This is a genomic window from Pseudomonas sp. FYR_2 (assembly GCF_043106425.1).
GTDB classification, from domain to species: Bacteria; Pseudomonadota; Gammaproteobacteria; order Pseudomonadales; family Pseudomonadaceae; genus Aquipseudomonas; species Aquipseudomonas monteilii.
Genome location: NZ_JBICMM010000024.1, coordinates 84,995 through 100,078 on the forward strand (window position 1 = coordinate 84,995; position 15,084 = coordinate 100,078).

20 protein-coding genes are annotated in these 15,084 nt (G+C 62.5%); all 20 read right to left on the minus strand.

Translation table 11 applies throughout. From position 1 onward, the window contains the following. Nucleotides 1-10 precede the first annotated feature (10 nt). Complete coding sequence (locus ACF8R4_RS12255) at nucleotides 11-1,186, minus strand: phage tail sheath subtilisin-like domain-containing protein (RefSeq protein ID WP_392492523.1); 1,176 nt, start codon at nucleotides 1,184-1,186, stop codon at nucleotides 11-13. A 95-nt stretch (nucleotides 1,187-1,281) separates the two neighbouring features. Continuing rightward, nucleotides 1,282-1,743, minus strand: coding sequence for a hypothetical protein (locus ACF8R4_RS12260; protein WP_392492525.1), 462 nt, complete (start codon nucleotides 1,741-1,743; stop codon nucleotides 1,282-1,284). 10 nt (nucleotides 1,744-1,753) lie between these two features. Continuing rightward, a complete protein-coding gene (locus ACF8R4_RS12265) occupies nucleotides 1,754-2,488 on the minus strand; it encodes a hypothetical protein (protein WP_392492527.1) in 735 nt (244 codons plus the stop codon). A gap of 6 nt (nucleotides 2,489-2,494) precedes the next feature. Next, nucleotides 2,495-3,181, minus strand: a complete 687-nt coding sequence (locus tag ACF8R4_RS12270) for a phage tail protein (protein ID WP_392492528.1) — start codon at nucleotides 3,179-3,181, stop codon at nucleotides 2,495-2,497. Beyond that, the gene (locus tag ACF8R4_RS12275; RefSeq protein WP_392492529.1) at nucleotides 3,178-3,900 is read right to left on the minus strand and encodes a phage tail protein I; all 723 of its coding nucleotides are present in this window, start codon (nucleotides 3,898-3,900) and stop codon (nucleotides 3,178-3,180) included. Before ACF8R4_RS12275 ends, ACF8R4_RS12270 begins: the two co-directional genes overlap by 4 nt. Continuing rightward, a complete protein-coding gene (locus tag ACF8R4_RS12280; RefSeq protein WP_392492531.1) occupies nucleotides 3,897-4,877 on the minus strand; it encodes a baseplate J/gp47 family protein in 981 nt (326 codons plus the stop codon). Before ACF8R4_RS12280 ends, ACF8R4_RS12275 begins: the two co-directional genes overlap by 4 nt. Next, nucleotides 4,874-5,200: a GPW/gp25 family protein gene (locus ACF8R4_RS12285; RefSeq protein ID WP_392492533.1), complete on the minus strand. Its 327-nt coding sequence runs from the start codon at nucleotides 5,198-5,200 to the stop codon at nucleotides 4,874-4,876. Before ACF8R4_RS12285 ends, ACF8R4_RS12280 begins: the two co-directional genes overlap by 4 nt. Before the next feature lie 2 nt (nucleotides 5,201-5,202). Further along, entirely contained in the window at nucleotides 5,203-5,490 is a 288-nt protein-coding gene (locus tag ACF8R4_RS12290; RefSeq protein WP_392492534.1) for a hypothetical protein, read from the minus strand. 42 nt (nucleotides 5,491-5,532) lie between these two features. After that, complete coding sequence (locus ACF8R4_RS12295; protein WP_392492535.1) at nucleotides 5,533-6,135, minus strand: phage baseplate assembly protein V; 603 nt, start codon at nucleotides 6,133-6,135, stop codon at nucleotides 5,533-5,535. Then, nucleotides 6,132-6,662, minus strand: coding sequence for a hypothetical protein (locus tag ACF8R4_RS12300; protein ID WP_392492537.1), 531 nt, complete (start codon nucleotides 6,660-6,662; stop codon nucleotides 6,132-6,134). The genes ACF8R4_RS12295 and ACF8R4_RS12300 overlap by 4 nt, the downstream gene beginning before the upstream one ends. Next, on the minus strand, nucleotides 6,659-7,318 hold the full coding sequence (locus tag ACF8R4_RS12305; protein ID WP_392492538.1) for a hypothetical protein: 660 nt from the start codon (nucleotides 7,316-7,318) through the stop codon (nucleotides 6,659-6,661). The genes ACF8R4_RS12300 and ACF8R4_RS12305 overlap by 4 nt, the downstream gene beginning before the upstream one ends. Further along, nucleotides 7,315-7,629 carry a hypothetical protein gene (locus tag ACF8R4_RS12310; protein ID WP_392492540.1) on the minus strand — a complete coding sequence of 105 codons (315 nt, stop codon included), beginning with the start codon at nucleotides 7,627-7,629 and terminating at the stop codon, nucleotides 7,315-7,317. Before ACF8R4_RS12310 ends, ACF8R4_RS12305 begins: the two co-directional genes overlap by 4 nt. 2 nt (nucleotides 7,630-7,631) lie before the next feature. Next, nucleotides 7,632-8,627 (minus strand): major capsid protein, encoded by a 996-nt coding sequence (locus ACF8R4_RS12315; RefSeq protein ID WP_070087215.1) that lies wholly within the window; start codon nucleotides 8,625-8,627, stop codon nucleotides 7,632-7,634. A gap of 62 nt (nucleotides 8,628-8,689) precedes the next feature. Beyond that, a complete protein-coding gene (locus tag ACF8R4_RS12320; RefSeq protein ID WP_070087214.1) occupies nucleotides 8,690-9,037 on the minus strand; it encodes a head decoration protein in 348 nt (115 codons plus the stop codon). Continuing rightward, complete coding sequence (locus tag ACF8R4_RS12325) at nucleotides 9,034-10,185, minus strand: head maturation protease, ClpP-related (RefSeq protein WP_392492542.1); 1,152 nt, start codon at nucleotides 10,183-10,185, stop codon at nucleotides 9,034-9,036. The genes ACF8R4_RS12320 and ACF8R4_RS12325 overlap by 4 nt, the downstream gene beginning before the upstream one ends. Beyond that, on the minus strand, nucleotides 10,182-11,663 hold the full coding sequence (locus tag ACF8R4_RS12330) for a phage portal protein (protein WP_392492544.1): 1,482 nt from the start codon (nucleotides 11,661-11,663) through the stop codon (nucleotides 10,182-10,184). Before ACF8R4_RS12330 ends, ACF8R4_RS12325 begins: the two co-directional genes overlap by 4 nt. Further along, on the minus strand, nucleotides 11,660-11,866 hold the full coding sequence (locus ACF8R4_RS12335; RefSeq protein WP_070087211.1) for a phage head-tail joining protein: 207 nt from the start codon (nucleotides 11,864-11,866) through the stop codon (nucleotides 11,660-11,662). Before ACF8R4_RS12335 ends, ACF8R4_RS12330 begins: the two co-directional genes overlap by 4 nt. Before the next feature lies 1 nt (nucleotide 11,867). Beyond that, on the minus strand, nucleotides 11,868-13,916 hold the full coding sequence (locus tag ACF8R4_RS12340) for a phage terminase large subunit family protein (protein ID WP_392492546.1): 2,049 nt from the start codon (nucleotides 13,914-13,916) through the stop codon (nucleotides 11,868-11,870). 4 nt (nucleotides 13,917-13,920) lie between these two features. Further along, a complete protein-coding gene (locus tag ACF8R4_RS12345) occupies nucleotides 13,921-14,520 on the minus strand; it encodes a terminase small subunit (RefSeq protein WP_392492548.1) in 600 nt (199 codons plus the stop codon). Between the two features lie 160 nt (nucleotides 14,521-14,680). After that, entirely contained in the window at nucleotides 14,681-15,028 is a 348-nt protein-coding gene (locus tag ACF8R4_RS12350; protein WP_125854740.1) for a phage holin family protein, read from the minus strand. Nucleotides 15,029-15,084: the final 56 nt, after the last annotated feature.

The window sequence follows — 15,084 nt, forward strand, 5'->3', positions numbered from 1 at the left end:
GATGCGCTCCTTAGGCGGCTTGGTCGAGGACTTCGGTCAGCCATTGGTTGGTGACTTCAATGCGGAAATTCGGGTTTTCCGCCGGCGGAACGTCGGTGAAGCGGATGTTCCAATACACCTTGCCCTGCTCCAGCTGACTGGCGGTGTTAAGCGCCGGGTCGGCGTAGACCTCGAAGTTGATGATTGCCCCCTGGGCTTTCAGGTCGCGCATGAACGCTTGCAGGCCTTCAGTCACGTCGCGGATATAGGTCGAGGTAATGCCCCGGTCCACCGCCCACTTGTGGCCGTACAGGATCGCGTCCATGACCATGTCCAGGGTGCGCACGCGGGTGACGAACGCCCATTTCGAATCGCTCGACAGGGTGCGGTTGCCCCACAGGCGGAAACCGTCGTCACGAATGATGGTCGCGATGTTGGCGTTGTTCAGCAGGTTGGCCCGGCAGGTCTCGTCGCCGTCCAGGTACTCGATGGCACGGGTGGTGCCGGTGATGCCGACAAACTCCTTGTTCGATGGCGAGGCCCAGAAACCGTATTCGCTGTCGGTGTAGGCAAACACACCGGCAGCCCAGGCCGAGGCCGGCGCGTCTACGGTCGCGCCAGACGCACCGGACGTGGCATCCCACACCTGCACGCCCGGGTCGACCATGTAGAGGCGCTTGGAACCGAACAGCTTGGCGTAGGTGGTGGCCGCCTCGTCAGTGGTGTTGGGGCCGTCGATGATCGCCACGGCGCGCAGCTTGGCCGCGATGGCATCCATGGCGGTGGCCACCGCCTGGGTCGCGCTGTGCTTGGGCGCGATGATCAGGCGGGGTTGCGCGTTGAAGCGGCTCTTACCGTCCAGCAGCGCCTGCAGGCCGGTACGCTTGCCATTGGCCTGCACGCCGCCAATGATCGCGGAAGTTTGCGCGGCCGCGTCGGCGCCCTTGGCCACGCCCGTGGCGACGATCACCGCCTTGGAACGCGCGTAAATGGCCTGGCAGGCCTTGGTGATGGCAGCGCCTGCGCCGAATGCGGCGACGGCCTCGCGCTCGTTGGTGATCAACAACACGTCGCCAATCTTGGCTGTGGCGCCTGCGCCCTCGGTGAAGGTGTCGACCAAGCCAATGATCGAGGAAGACGGCAGCGAGACATTGCGCGCGCCAGTGTCGACGCTCGTTACGGTAACGCCGTGAAAGAATCCAGCCATGGGATAGCTCCAAAAGAAAGGGCCGCACGCGGCGGCCCAACAGAAACGAAAACGCCCCGAAAACGGGGCGCTCAAGGGGTGGAATAGCAGGGAGGTCAGGCGTTACCGACGCCCACCACGCTTGCGCGGATGGCAGCAATTGCCGTATCGGCAGCCAGCTCAGCCTCAGCATGAGTCTCCGCCTTGAGCGCCGCCTGCTTGCCTTTCAGGCGAGCAGCACGGATTTCATACAACGCCCCACGCCAGGCCGAGGCCTCCATCAGGATGCTGTCGGTAGCCTCCTTCGGGGTCACGCCGGCGGCGTCGACTTGAGCTTGGACGGTCGGGGGCACGGCGCCCTGATAACCGGCCGCCTTGAAGGCCTGGGCCTCACGCTCGGCCATTTCGTACTCCACGACGCGCAGAGCATCACCAACGACGGCGGCGCGCGCCTGGTCGGCAGTGAAGTCGACCTGCTGGGCGGCAGCGCGCAGGGCTGCAGGCAACGGCAGGGCCTCGTAGTTGAAACCGGTAAACATCGTATCGCCGTAAACAATGGACAGATTCTGCTTTTGCATGGAGCGGTCCTCACAAGGTGGCCAAGTTGGTAACTACGTTGGAAAGGGTGTTGGATGCAGTGCCGCTGGCCACGCCCGAGATATAACGACCACCAAAACCAGACGGATAGCTGGTGGCCACCGACTCCAATACCGCCGCGTTGTTTGCGTAGGGCATCAGGGAGCCCGCGAAGTCTGCGGCCGCTTGCACTTCGCAAGAGTCCAGCTTCAAGGACAGGATGCTTGTAATAGCCGAGCTATACGTCTTGATAAAGACGTTTGCCGAACCGATTGGAACAGGAACCACCCCAGCAGGACTTGGCAGAACCAGGATGATTTCACGAAGCCCGAGCCCGCCGAAACTCGGCAGACCGAAACCAGCCAGAAAAGAGGTGGTCCCGTCGGATTGGTAGGTCAGCGTGAGCTTGCGCTTAACGCCTGTAATGTCGTTCATGATGTTCAATACACGCACGTTCGACACGATAGCGGTATTGTGCACATAGTCGGCCTGCAGGCGAACGGTGCAAATGCCGCTGGCCGGCGTATTGGCCAAAGCCTTGTCGATGGTTTTAAGCGGCGCATTGATCGTGCCCGCCGCCGAGTCGTCGCCAGTGACCTGGTTAACGTACCAAGTACGTTCGTTATTCGGGACCGCAGCAATCGCCGCCGATACTGCTGCAGCAATGGAATTCTTCTGCCCCTGGAACCAGGCCAACAGGGCATTGGTTTGCGTCACCAGGTTGGCAACATCGCTTTCGAGACTCATAGAGGCTTACGCTCCGTTAATGTGTTGAACAAGTTGGTTTTGCAGACTGATAACGGCTGCCGCATTGGCAATGGCCACGCTCAGCAAGCCGTCGTGATCACTCTCTTGGCGCTGCTCGACCGCCTTCATGCGCTGCATCAGGTTGGCGATTTGCTCGCCGGCGATTCGTTGCACCTCCCCTTGGGCTTCGGCCCGTTCTTGCGCCTGCAAGCTGCGCAACTGCTCGGCAATCGCTGCGGCTGCCATCTGCGCAAACGGCGCCGCCATGGTCAGGCTCAGGCCAGCCGGCGTGGTGTTGATGGTCACGCTGCCAGCCGGTAGCGCCGACAACGAAACGTCGTAGGCCAGTAACAGCTCTTCGCCGGACGCCTTGTACGTCAGTGGCTCGCTGGAACTCGACCAGACCGCCAGCAGGGTCCCGTCACTCAGCAGAAAGCCGACCTCACGCACCCAAAAGGCCGCCGGGCCATCCGCTAGCGCAGTCAAGTGCAACAGGGTGCTACTCATCTGTTCGCCACCCGCAATCGGGTACTTGCCCACCTGGGTGCGTAGAGTCGTCTGGTCGGCGCTCGGCGTGTAGGCCGAGGTGCCAAGTACAACGTGGGTGATTTCTGCAGAAAGGCCGGTTTTGCTCTTATTCCAGATCGCGGCCAGGCCGACCTTGGTAATCACAGGTTGTAGCGTGGTACTCATAAAACAGCCTCCATCGTGCAGCGCACGACGCGGCGGGCCTGGACCGCATTAGCGACCACATAGCCCGCTTCACAATGAATCGGCACGCCCTGCGCCTCGACTTTTCGCCGGTAGACGCTAAGCGCGGTTGTGGCGTTGGCAACCTGCAGGCCCTGCACCGAGGTATCAAGCGGCACACCTTGGGCCTTCATTGAGCGGCGTTGAACCGCCCATGACTGCACGGCATTGCCCATTACAAAACCGCCGTCATAGCGCGCGCCCAGCCGAAACTCGTAGTGGCTGCGCTCGTTCTTCGCAGCATCGACCAGGGCACGCAGGCGCGCCCCCAGCTCGGGCGAGATAATCGAACCCTCGCCCGCCCGGTTGTCGTTGGCCCAGGCCGTGACCTGGAACGTGTACGGCGCGGAGTTCGGGATCTGGTGCCACTCCTTGAACTCCGCGTTTACCCGCACCGCCCTCAGCACGCACCGGATTGCGCCGACGGTGCCCTTGGTCTTGTGAACCGGGATGGCCTCGCGGATCAGCTCGCGACGTTGGTCGTCGGTGTAAGCGGCCTCCCAGCCCTCGACCTTGAGCGCCCAGCCCAACCAGGGCAGGAAGTTGGGCGGGCACCGTGCCGAGTCGGCCACGCCCCGGATAATTTCCGGGTCAACGCCCAGCTCGCCGGCGCGCTCCAGCGAGCGCTCCAGCAGCGTAGCGTTGTTCGGTAGCAGGCTCATCTGATCACCTTGGTGGTCAGGGCGATGGAGGTGGCGCGCGGGTAATGCCGCTTGTCACACACCACCCCTTCCACCGGCTTGGCCAGGTCGACGCGGCTAATGCCCGTTACGTGTAACGCGGCGTAGATGGCCGAGACGGGCAGCTGTCCCTCCAGCCGGCGGGCGTCGGCAATGGCGGCCTCCAGACTGGCCCTGGCTGCCGCAAGGACAACGTCAGGGTCTGGCCCGTCCTCCACCCACAGCACCGCCTCCACCTTGAAGTCGGTCGGGATACCGCCCTGCACACGCGGCCGATCCGTCACCGGCCGAACGTCCTCGGCCGACAGCGACTTCAGCACGGTGGCCACCAGCTGCGCCTCGGGCACGGTGCTGCTAGGCCCCGCCAGCACCGCCAGCGACACATCGCCGGGCAGCGGATTGGCAAGGCCGGCGTCGTAGTCACAGACCACGACAATGGCCCCGGCCGGCAGCTGCGATTTAACCGCGGCTGGCACCGCCACCCCGGAAAACCGGGGAGAATCGACCGACACATGCACCAGCTCGGCCGACGCACTCAGCGCGTGATACTCATAGGCGCCGCTGCTGCCGGCGACCGAAAGCGCCTCCAGCGACAGCCGCGTGCGGTAGCGCAACGCCTCGTCGCTTTCCACCAGCGCTGTAACCGGCGGCACCGCGTCGGGGTTCGCCGCGCGGATGGTCAGCCGCTGCACGCCATAATCGGCGGCGCGGTTGTCCAGGTCGGCGCCCTTGGCATAGGCCAACAAGCTGGCCTTGGCCGCCGCGTTGACGCGGGCACGCATAACCAGCTCGCGGTAGGCCATGACCTCCAGCAGCTTGACCACCGGGTCGGACTCCAAAAGCGCGGTCCACTGGTCGCCCATATGGGCGCGGTAGATGCCTAACACCTCCTGATACAGCGTCTCAAAGTCCAGGTTTTCCACCACGTCGGGCGGGGGCAGCAAAGACAGGTCAATCATGCGCTCACCTCCACGACGGCCGAGCTGCCCAGGTACTCGCCCGTCAGCAACAGGCCAATCTGGCCTTCGATCACAGAAACGACCTTGACGCGCTCCAGCTGCAGACGCGGCTCCCAGCGGCCCAGGGCGCGGGCCACCTCGGCCTGCACGGCACTTTTCCAGCCCTCGTTAACCGGCATGTCGACAAAGCGGCGCAGGTTGCAGCCGTATTCGGGGCGCATGCGCCGGCTGCCCAAGGGCGTGGTCAGAATGTCCTCGACCGATTGCTTCAAGTGGTCAAGGCCGGTGGACTGCTGGCCGGTCCTGCGGTCCAGGCCGATCATGCTTAGCCGTCCAGCTGCTGCAGGTCGGCATGCTCACGCAGGAACGCCAGCGCCTCGGCATCGTCGGCCTGGACGGTCACGCGGCCGCCCTGCACCTTGAACTCGCGCAGGTCGTCGCCGGACTGCAGGAACAGTGAGCGGGACATGTAAGCGCGGTCGGTGAATGTCACCCGGGCCGCAGCAGCGACCACAACAGAGGTGCCAGTGCCAGCGCCATCGGCACCAGGTACAACTGCGGATTCGTCCGTACTCGCTGCCGCGTCTGTCTCGTCGGTTTTCTTGACTGCCATAAGTGATGCTCCAGAAAAGACAAAGCCCGCGAAGGCGGGCTGTCAGTGTTTGTGGTTCGGCGTGTTGCCGGTGGTGTCGATGACTTTTCCAAGGCCGAAAATGTCGAGCGTTACGAGTAACGCGCCCTCGATCCTTACATTGCCCCGCAGAAGGATCTCAGGCGCTATAGCCGTATACGTCTCGGCCTCGGCGGTGATCGCCTTTGACTTGGCACTGATTGCATCGTCGGTGATCGTCGCCTTGCTGCTACCGACCTCGATGTTGACCGTGCCGGTGGGCAGCTTGATGGTGTAGCTATTGGCCGCCCAGTCGTAGACGATTGAACCGCCATCATCGAAGCGCCACACCTCGACGTGGTCGCGGTTGTCCGGCCGGTCGCCGGCGTTGCCGTACAGCCCAGGAACGAACGTCCCTTGCGCAGGCTCGCCGCTCGGGCTCACCAGCATGCCCTGCTCGCCAATGCTCGGCGCACGCCAATGGCGGGCCTTGCCGGCGGCCAGGGAATGCCAGCGCACCCAGGCACTCGTCCAGTCGCCGCCGTCAGTGACACGCACTTTGGCGTCGACCAGGTCGACCGCCACGACGTAACAGGGGATCACGACGCCGGCTAGCATGCGGTCCAGCTGCGCTAGCGGATAACTCATGCCAGCGCCTCGGGCGATTGATACAGGCCTTCATTGCCCGGGCCGCTGTCCGGGTCGAAGGCGAACTTTAATGGGCCGGGCTCTCGGGGCCAGGGCCACTCTTCCTCGCCCAGGTAGATAACCTGAGTCCATTCAACGACCCAGACTGCAAAGCTGTCCAGCTCGGGCCGACTCCAGTCCTGCTCAGCGCGAACGAACTTCGCCGCTTCCACAGCGATGCCCCATGTCTGGATACGAAGCAGCGCAGCCAACTGCGCGGCTACGAAAGCGGCAACGTGTAGGCAATCATCCAACTCGCTACCCACGATCACTCGTGCCTCAAAACGCGCATCCACCGCCGTCTCGCCGGTACCAGGATCATGCTCAGCCGCCTCAAAACCCGCAAGCTCCACCACAACTGCCGGCGGCGTGACAGTCTCAAGGCGCCCCGGCATGGTGCCAACGTAGGCCAGGGCAGGAATGGCCTGGTGTATACCCTGCTCAATCGCGGCGTACACCTGCGCCAGCGGTATCGGGTCATCAGTCACTGTCCCAGTCTCCGAAGGTGTTTCTGCATCTCAAAATTCAGCTCCTGCTCCATCACTACCAGCAGCCGCTGGTGAGCCTTGTTCGTCCATGATTCGAAATGTGGCCTCACGTCATCGAGCGATATCTTCGCCTTGGCAAGCGGAAAGCGGCTGCCGTTCTCACCAACCCAGCCCGAACTGGCTCCGCCTCTTCCAGAGACTTCGCTGTCCGGGTAATCGTCTGCGCTGAAATGCTTACTGGCCGTGCGGATCCAGATATCCGGCTTGCTGCCATACACCGTTCTGAAAAACGCCCCTTGGTACTTGCGACCGGCCACTGACACACCCGAGCGGGTTTGTCGAGGCCGACCAGCACGACTTGCTTCGATGGGATTCAAACCAAACCAAAGCTTGCCCTGTCCATTGCCGGTGACGGGGTAAGCCAGCAAACGCTGCCTTACCGTAGATGCAGCGATGCGCTCTTGCTTGCTCACAGACCTGGCAATGTGCGTGCGCAGCCAACGAACGGTCTTGTTGATCGCCCGTCGCTCTGCAGCCTTGATAGCCTTGGGCAGCAACTCTCCAAACTCAGAGAAGTTCTTGACCTGCCGTGGGTTCGCCTGAAGGGTGATGAGGCCAGCGCTGGCCGATTGCTTCTGATAGCTACCTACACTCATGCCGACTTCCTCAGCACCAGGGTTACCAGCCCGTCGCCACCCGGCTCAATGCGGGTGACGATGTAACTGCCCCCTCCGTCCTCAAGCGGCAGATCAATCACCACGCTCTGCCGCGCCTCTACACCCGCGTTATCACTGACCCGGATCACCAGGTGCGGCTCACGCAGGCCGGTATTGATCTGGCCTAGCTTGGGCTGCAGCCACGGCGCCGAGAACATCCCGAGAACGTCGCGACCCTCGATCTGCACCGGATCGCCCAGGACATCGAATACCACCTCGTCTACGTCATCGATCAGGTCCCGAAAGCCCATGATCAAATCGTCAGGCGAATAACAGCGCGAGGTCGCGTGCAGATGTGCAGCGGGTTGGACTGCGCCTCACCCGCTACGCCCTTACCGAACGGCATTTCTTCCAACTTGCTGTAGTACGGCAGGCCCTCGGTGTTGACGGTTTCCATGTAATCCGCCGGCGCATAGACCGACAAGAACAGGTCCGACACACCTTCGGGCACCAAGCGGGCTTCATCATCAGCAACGAACGGAACGCCCGATACCTTGCCGCGATAGCGCTCCCAGCTGATGCCACCGAAATCGAATGTCTCGCGGCCGTCACCGCGCAGCGCGGCGGCCTGCTGACTGCCCTTGTAGGTTTCGACTACCGAAGGGTGGGCGATCAGCTTCTTCCAGTAGGTCTTGCCGCAGAAAGCCCGGGCACCGGTAGTGGTGACGTTGCCGAGCGCGTCTTCCTGCATATCCAGTGCATCCACGCACTGCGCTTGAACGTTCGCGTTCGGATCGTTCAGCCCCATCGGCAGCTTCTGCTGGGAAACGCCGAATACTTTGTAAATGTCCAACAGCACCGAAGAACCGTCGGCATCGAGCACCTTGCCGTTGATTGCCCCCATGCGATGAAACTCGTGGGTAGCATCCAGCTGACGCTTTGCCTTGGCCAAACGCTTGTTCACCACATCCTGGACAGCCTGCAGCTCGGTCAGCGTGCCGAAAGCGCGGATACCCTGAATCTCGTCCGCCTTGATCGCGAAGCGCTGCGGCAAGTGCACGGTGTTGAAGGGGATCAGGGTGCGTTTGCTACCGCCGACCACCAGGCCAGAGGTGCCACGCTCCCCTGCAGGCACCAGAGCGAGCGTGTCGCCGTCCTTCTCGATCTGCACGGTGAGGGTCGCAACACCCTCTTCTTGGAACAGGCCGAGAGCCGCCAAGCGACCGGGCACGTATTCCTGATCGTTGATGGCTGCGGTCAGAGCGGCAACGCCGAAAGCATCGTCTTGAAAAATGGCAATCTCAGCCATGGGGGTACTCCAGAAAGTAAGAACCCAGCTCAGGGCGGGGTGTGAAATAGGAAAAGTACAAGTCAGCGCAGGATGATGAAGTGCGCCGCCAGGGCCTGCTCGGCATCGGCATCAACACCCGTCAGCAAGGCCTCGCTAACCTCCGCCAGCCGCACAACAGCCCGGCCACGGCGAACCGTGTCGGACTCACCGAGAGAGGCATAAAGAATGCAAACGGCCTTCTCGCTTCCATCCTCGGCTGCGGGGTCATACGCCGTGAACTGGCCGGTAGCGGTGACCAAACCGAGCAGTTGCCCAGCAACCAGGCCTGGCCCTGCGGCTACGTCGATGGCTTCGCGGGAAATCTTCCCCGGTCCTTCGGAAAGCAGGAATTCACCGGTGTGGACCGGCTCCTGACGGATGGTGCTCATGGTCGTGCTCCTTTATTGGCGGCCTGCCGGCGGGCGGCCCAGATACTGGATGGATTGGGGAACTTTGCCTTGACCTTCTCCTGATCATCGTCGGCCGGTGGCAAGGCGTTGTTGATCTCGAAGCCCTTACCGGAGCTGACAATCTTCTCGAACAGCCGCGCCCGCACCGCGTCAGCGTCCAGACCGGCGGCGACGTATTCCTTCGTCAGCTCGGGCAACCGCGCCGCGACACAGAGATCGTGTACACCCTTGGCCTGCTTCAGCGCAGCCTGCACCGTGGTCGTGTCAGTCAGCTTGGTCGAAGCAATCAGCGTTTCAGCCAGGTTGCTGATACCGGCCTTGGCGCAGTCCTGGGTGATCATGAGCGCCAGCGCCGTGGAGTCGGCGACGTCACGCTTGGTCGACGCAGGCGTCTTTACCGGGTCTTCAGCCGGCGGCTTGCTGGCCAACTGATCAAGCAACGCCTGCGGTGTTTTCTGATAGCGGGCCATGGCCGCGCCATTGCCCAGACAAGCGCGGACTTGCACGCCACTGCCGATCTCATCGACGAGCCCGAGCGCGAGCGCCTCCTCGGCGGTGAGCCAACTTTCAGCGTTGACCAGGCGACGCAGCTCAACTTCGTCAATGTCAGGCGATTTAGCCTTGTAAGCCGCGATGATCACCTCGAAGGCTTGGTCGAGCACATCGGCCACCCGCCGCAGTTCTTCGGCGTCGCCTTCGATCCAGGTGTAGGGGTTGTGAATCATTAGGATCGCGTTGGATGCCATCACCACCCGGTGTGCACCGCATACCGCTACGCTACCTGCGCTGGCAGCCAGCGCATCGATACGGGCAGTGCAGCGTTCGCCCAGCCGGTGCAGCGCGTTGTGGATAGCCACGCCCTCGAACAGGTCGCCACCGTTGGTGTTGAAGGCCACGTGAACCGGCGAGACACCGTCATCGACCGCCTTCAGGTCGCGGAGGAACTGGTTGGCGGTGATGCCCCAGCCACCGATCTCGCCATAGATGTAGATCTCGATTGGCATTGGCTCGTCGTCAGCAACGCCTTCGGCCTTGGTGGCGGCGCTGATACGGTACCAGTGCTGTTCGTTTCCGGGCTGCTGCTTGGGCGCCTTGTTGAAGATCCGGAGGGGTTTCAAAGGGATCATGGTTTCTCCTTCTCGTCGGGGTCGTCATCGACCGCCGACAAAGTGCTGTACTTGATACCCAGGACCTTAGCCCTGGCGAGATCGGCGGCATTCTCTTCGTCCACCACTTCGGCATCGGTACCGTTGCGCAAGCAGGTCTCGCTGCGAGTGGTGAATCCGGCGGAGATTTCCATCTGCCGGGACTGGACGTCTTGAACGGGGTGAATGTAGGCCCAGCCTTGTGGCACCCAGCGGGTGCGCTGGTATTCGCGGCGTCGCTGCGAGTAGTCCGGCAGGTCGAGCGCCCCGGCCAGCACAGCCATGTCTAACCAGGCTTGCCGCACAGGACGGCACAACTGGTGGACGTAGACCTGGAACTGGAGCTGCTCTAGCCTGCGCCGGAACTCGTTCAGCACCACGCGTATCGCCCGGTCGTTCACGCCTTGCATGTCGCCGGTCATCAGCTCGTAAGGCAAGCCGGTACCGGCAGCGGCAGCCATCAACTGCTGCCGCATGAAGTCGCGGTAGTTGTTGCCTGCGTCCGGCGGGTCGGAGAATTCGATCTCCTCGCCTGCCCCCAGCTCCTGCACCGTGCCGGGCTCCAGCCCCACCATTGGGGTGAACCCGTCCCGGTCGAGGTCGACCGGCGCCCCGGTGATAGGATCAAGCTGTGGCCTACCGTCCGGCGCAGGCTTTCGCACGAAGCCTGCGAACAGGTTGGCCACTTCCTGCCGGAACAACACCGCATCGTCGAAGTTGTCCAGGCTACGCAAGCGCTTCAGGACAGGCGCCAGGCGGGGCACACCGCGCAGCTGCCCCGGCTCCAGTGGCTCGAAGATGTGCAGCATCTGCTCAGCAGGGACACGCACCAGCTGGTTGTAGCCGACATTCAGCGAGGACTTGTCGCTGGGATGGACGCGATAGCACCAGTACGCCACCCGCCGCCCCATGCCGTTGAACTCGATCCCTGCGCGGATGACATTGCCGAAGCGGGTCACCTCGAACTTGTCGTGCGGGACGAACTCCGGTGCCAGGCACTGCAGCTGCAGCGGTACGGCGTAGCCATCCTCCAGCCGGCGCGGACGCAAGCGGACGAAGCATTCCCCTGACTGCTCCACCGTTCGGGCCACCAAAGCCTGCAAGCCGTAGAAGTCGGTGAGCTGATCGGCATCAGCCTCATCCACCCAGTCCTCCCACAGGACCTGCATCGCCTTGCGTACCTCTTTGTCGACAAGCTGCGGATGCGGCGTAATACCGGTGCCGATCAGGTTGCTGACACGCTTGTCGATAACGTTGGCAGCGTATGGGTCATTGCGCACCGCACTGCGCGAGCGAGAACGCAGGTTGCGCAAGGCCGGCATGATCAGGCTGTTCACACCGGTATCCGGCGCATCCCACCCTGACGAGCGCCGCCCCTCGGCGGCGCCTTCGTAGCTGGCTTTGATCCGCTCGGGCACCAAGATGCCCGAGCGGCCGATGGACATGTAACGCCCGCTCATATTCCCTTGCCCCCGTGGTAGAGGCGTGTAACGCGCGAGCGCGGCCCTGCGATCTTGACCAGTTCGGACTGGATCAGATCGCGGGCCTTGATCAACTCGTCGACCGTTCGATACTCGACGGTGCGGTCCGAGTACCGAACGATCTTTTCACCACGCGCGATCGCACGCTCGACGGTGGCGAGGTCTGCTTTCGTGTATGCCATGTCAGCGTCTCTTCAGGTAACCGCTGCTGGAGCTGCGGCGTTGCATGGGTTGTGGCGCAGCCCAAGGGGCCGGCTGGGGTTTCGGCGGATCGCTGCGCCTGACCGGCGCCGGCGGAGGTGCAGACCTCGGCGGTGTATCGTCTTCGTCCTGGTCGTCAGCGTCCGGCTCGGCGGCCTGGGGCCGGGCTGTCTGCGGTTCGCCCTGCTCGAAGAGGCTGGCCTGGGCGAGCGCCTGCCGCAGCTTGTCCCAGTCGTGCTCGACGTAGCGGTGCAAGCCGAGGAAATAGGCCATGGCCAGGTTGTACACCATGAGGTCGAGCGCCTCGTTCCGCTCAGCTTTGCTCTTGATCCATTCGAACCGCTCATGCCCCTTCACGTATCGGACGACCTTGCGCTCGGCGACACACTGCTGGAAGAACTCATCGGGCAGGTCCTTGGCGAAATGCAGCGCGCCAGGCCCTTTTTCGAAGTTGTAGCGGTTGTAGATCCAGTCTTTGGCCGTGTCGGTACCAACAATCCACAGTTCGGCACCATTGCGTTCGGTCTGGCCCTTCCAGGTGACGTCAACCTGCGACGGGCGCTGGGCGATGACAGCCTTACCCGGCTTGCTCGCCCCCTTGAGCGCAAACACGTTGCGCCATCGACGCACACGGGTGAACTGGTAGACCTCATGCGTATGGTGACCGCCGGAGTCAATGCCAGTAGCCAGGATCGCGAGGCTTACCCCACAAGGGTGCCGGTACCGATGCTTCAAGCGGTCATCCAGCAAAGCCCAGGTACGTTCGTCGGCCGGGTCGCCAGGGATCACCTGGTGATCGACCACCCACCGCTCCATGCCAGCGCCCCAAGCCATAACCATCATCTCCAGGCGGTTGGCCTGGACATCAACGGATGCCGTCAGCGCCAGTGCTCCGACAGGCAGGGTGCCCAGCACGTAGTCCTCTTGCAGCGCGCGGGCCTGCAGCACCTCGGCCTTGGTCTGCTCAATTGCGCTATCCCAGACCTCAGCCAACCGGGTGTTGTAGAAAACCTGCATGGGGTGCAGATTGCCGCGATTCTGAGCAAGCTTGGCCTCTTCATACTCTCGAGCCAGCGTGGCCCAAGATTGCCAACCTAAAGGGGCATACAACGCGCTTAGGTGGAAGCTCACCGTCTCGCCATCACCTTGCGCATGAGCGCGCCACTCACCTTTGGTCAGCATGTCTGCCTTGTGGTGCTCCTCAATGAGCACATCGCACTCAGGTCCCGCGCACTGGTAGTGCGTGGTGCTGAAATCAGCCGAGTACAACAGTCGCTCCCAGACCAACACCTGCATGTGCCCGCAATGCGGGCAAGGCACGTAGTAGTGCCGCTGATCCCCCATCATGTAGAGGTCATCAATTCGTGACATGCCCTTGATAAGCGGAGAGCTAGAAAAGTAGAACTTGGCGTTACGTCCAAACGTACTCCCCCTGGCTTCGGCCAGCTTGATCGGGTCACCTTCCTGGTTGACGTCCACTTCCCATCGATCAACCTCATCGCCGTACACATACCGAGCCGAAAGCTCAGACAGGTTGGCCGCCGAGCCGGCCGTAGTGGCAAACAGCGCGCCACCATCAAATTCCTTGGTGTCCAAGGTATTACGGGAATCCCGGGACCGGACCGCCGCCACCCGTGCTTTCAGTTCAGGGACTGAATCGATGGTCTTGCCGATCCGTGAAGACACCCGCTTCGCCAAGCCCCCGGTGGGCAGCAGCGTCAAGATGTTGGCCGGAGCCATGTGGATCAGCGCTCCGATCCAGTTCAGGGCGATCTGCGTTTTCATCAGCTGCGAGGCGATTTTGGTTACCACCCGCTTGCACGGGTGAGCAGGTGAAAGGCAGCGCATAGGTTCGCGGGCATATGGCGTGCGCGCGGTACGATACTTGCCAGGCTCTGCGGCACCAGTACCACGGGGGATCCGCATGTACTCATCTGCCCACTCGTCGACCCAAAGATCAGGGTCAGGCGTAAGCCCTCGGCAAAACGCTTCGCGGTAGACCTCTGCACCGTCTGCGTATCCGGTGGGCATAGGCTCAGCTCTTGTTAGTGGATTGTTTCAGGCCAATAGCCTGTTCAAGGTCGGTGCTGTTCATGTTGGCGGCCTCAGTGAAGACCCGCCGAAAAGTGTCAATGAGGTGCCTCTCGACTTCCCACAAGTCGGTCATCCCGACGACCTCGCCAGCTAGCTGTGGGACTAAGCCGAAAAACTGCTCACGAAGCAGCCTTCCCGCAGCGAACGCGGCGTCTTCGACTGCGGCCCGTTCAACCAGATTGCCTCGAACCTTGTAGAACTCGGTCTCGGCCAGACCAGCAAGGTAGAACTCGCGATGAGCCTTCGACCGCTGGAAGTTGGGACCGCCAGAAGGCGACAGTTCCGGTTGCTGCACCGCAGGTGTGTCACCGCCAGGTTGGAGGTGACTTCGCACATCCCGTTCGACTCGGTTTTCTTCATGCCGGGCCGCGACGGCGGCCTTGCTCGGATCGGCCGATTCGGCCAGCAGCGCCTCGGTGGCTTCGACATCGACCTTGCCGTCCGAACAAAGCACCAGGCGCTCTTGCTTGCCGAGTTTTGACACGTAGGATTTCGACCATCCGTGGCGAGCGGCGAACTCCGATTTGGTGAGATAAGTCATGTCGGAAAGTCCAGTTCACCCAATGAACTCAAGGGGTTAACCAGTTCACCGCAGTTCACTAAGCTGGTGAACTGTCCGCTAGCGAAGAGCTGCGGGTTTCCTGCCCCGTACCCCGGCCATATCGCCAGGGTCCCCCGCCCCGCCGGGGCTGCCGGCCGGGTCATTGCCCCGGCTCGCCGGCCTGGGGCGGCGCCTGCTCCAGCCCCAGCCGCTTGGCGGCCCAGCGCATGTAAAGGTTGATCGCGACATCGGCGCCGGCCATCGCAGCCAAGCAACCAACCGCTGCTGCCGCCCATACCGAAACGCCGAGAGCGTACAGCAGCATGTTGGTCGAAAGACCGCAGGTCACGCAGGCACCAGAGCGCAACGCCAACCGGCGAATCAGCCCCCAACCGCGAGCGCCCGCCATGTCCGCCCGCCACATCTCTCCCGAAACACCGCCGACCAGGGACAGCACGATCACCATCCAGATTGGCAGTTCGGCTAACGTTTGTTGCTCGCTGTTCATGTAAGCCTCATTGGCAAAGCACGGCGCCGGAAAAAGAAAACCCCGCCAGTTGGCAG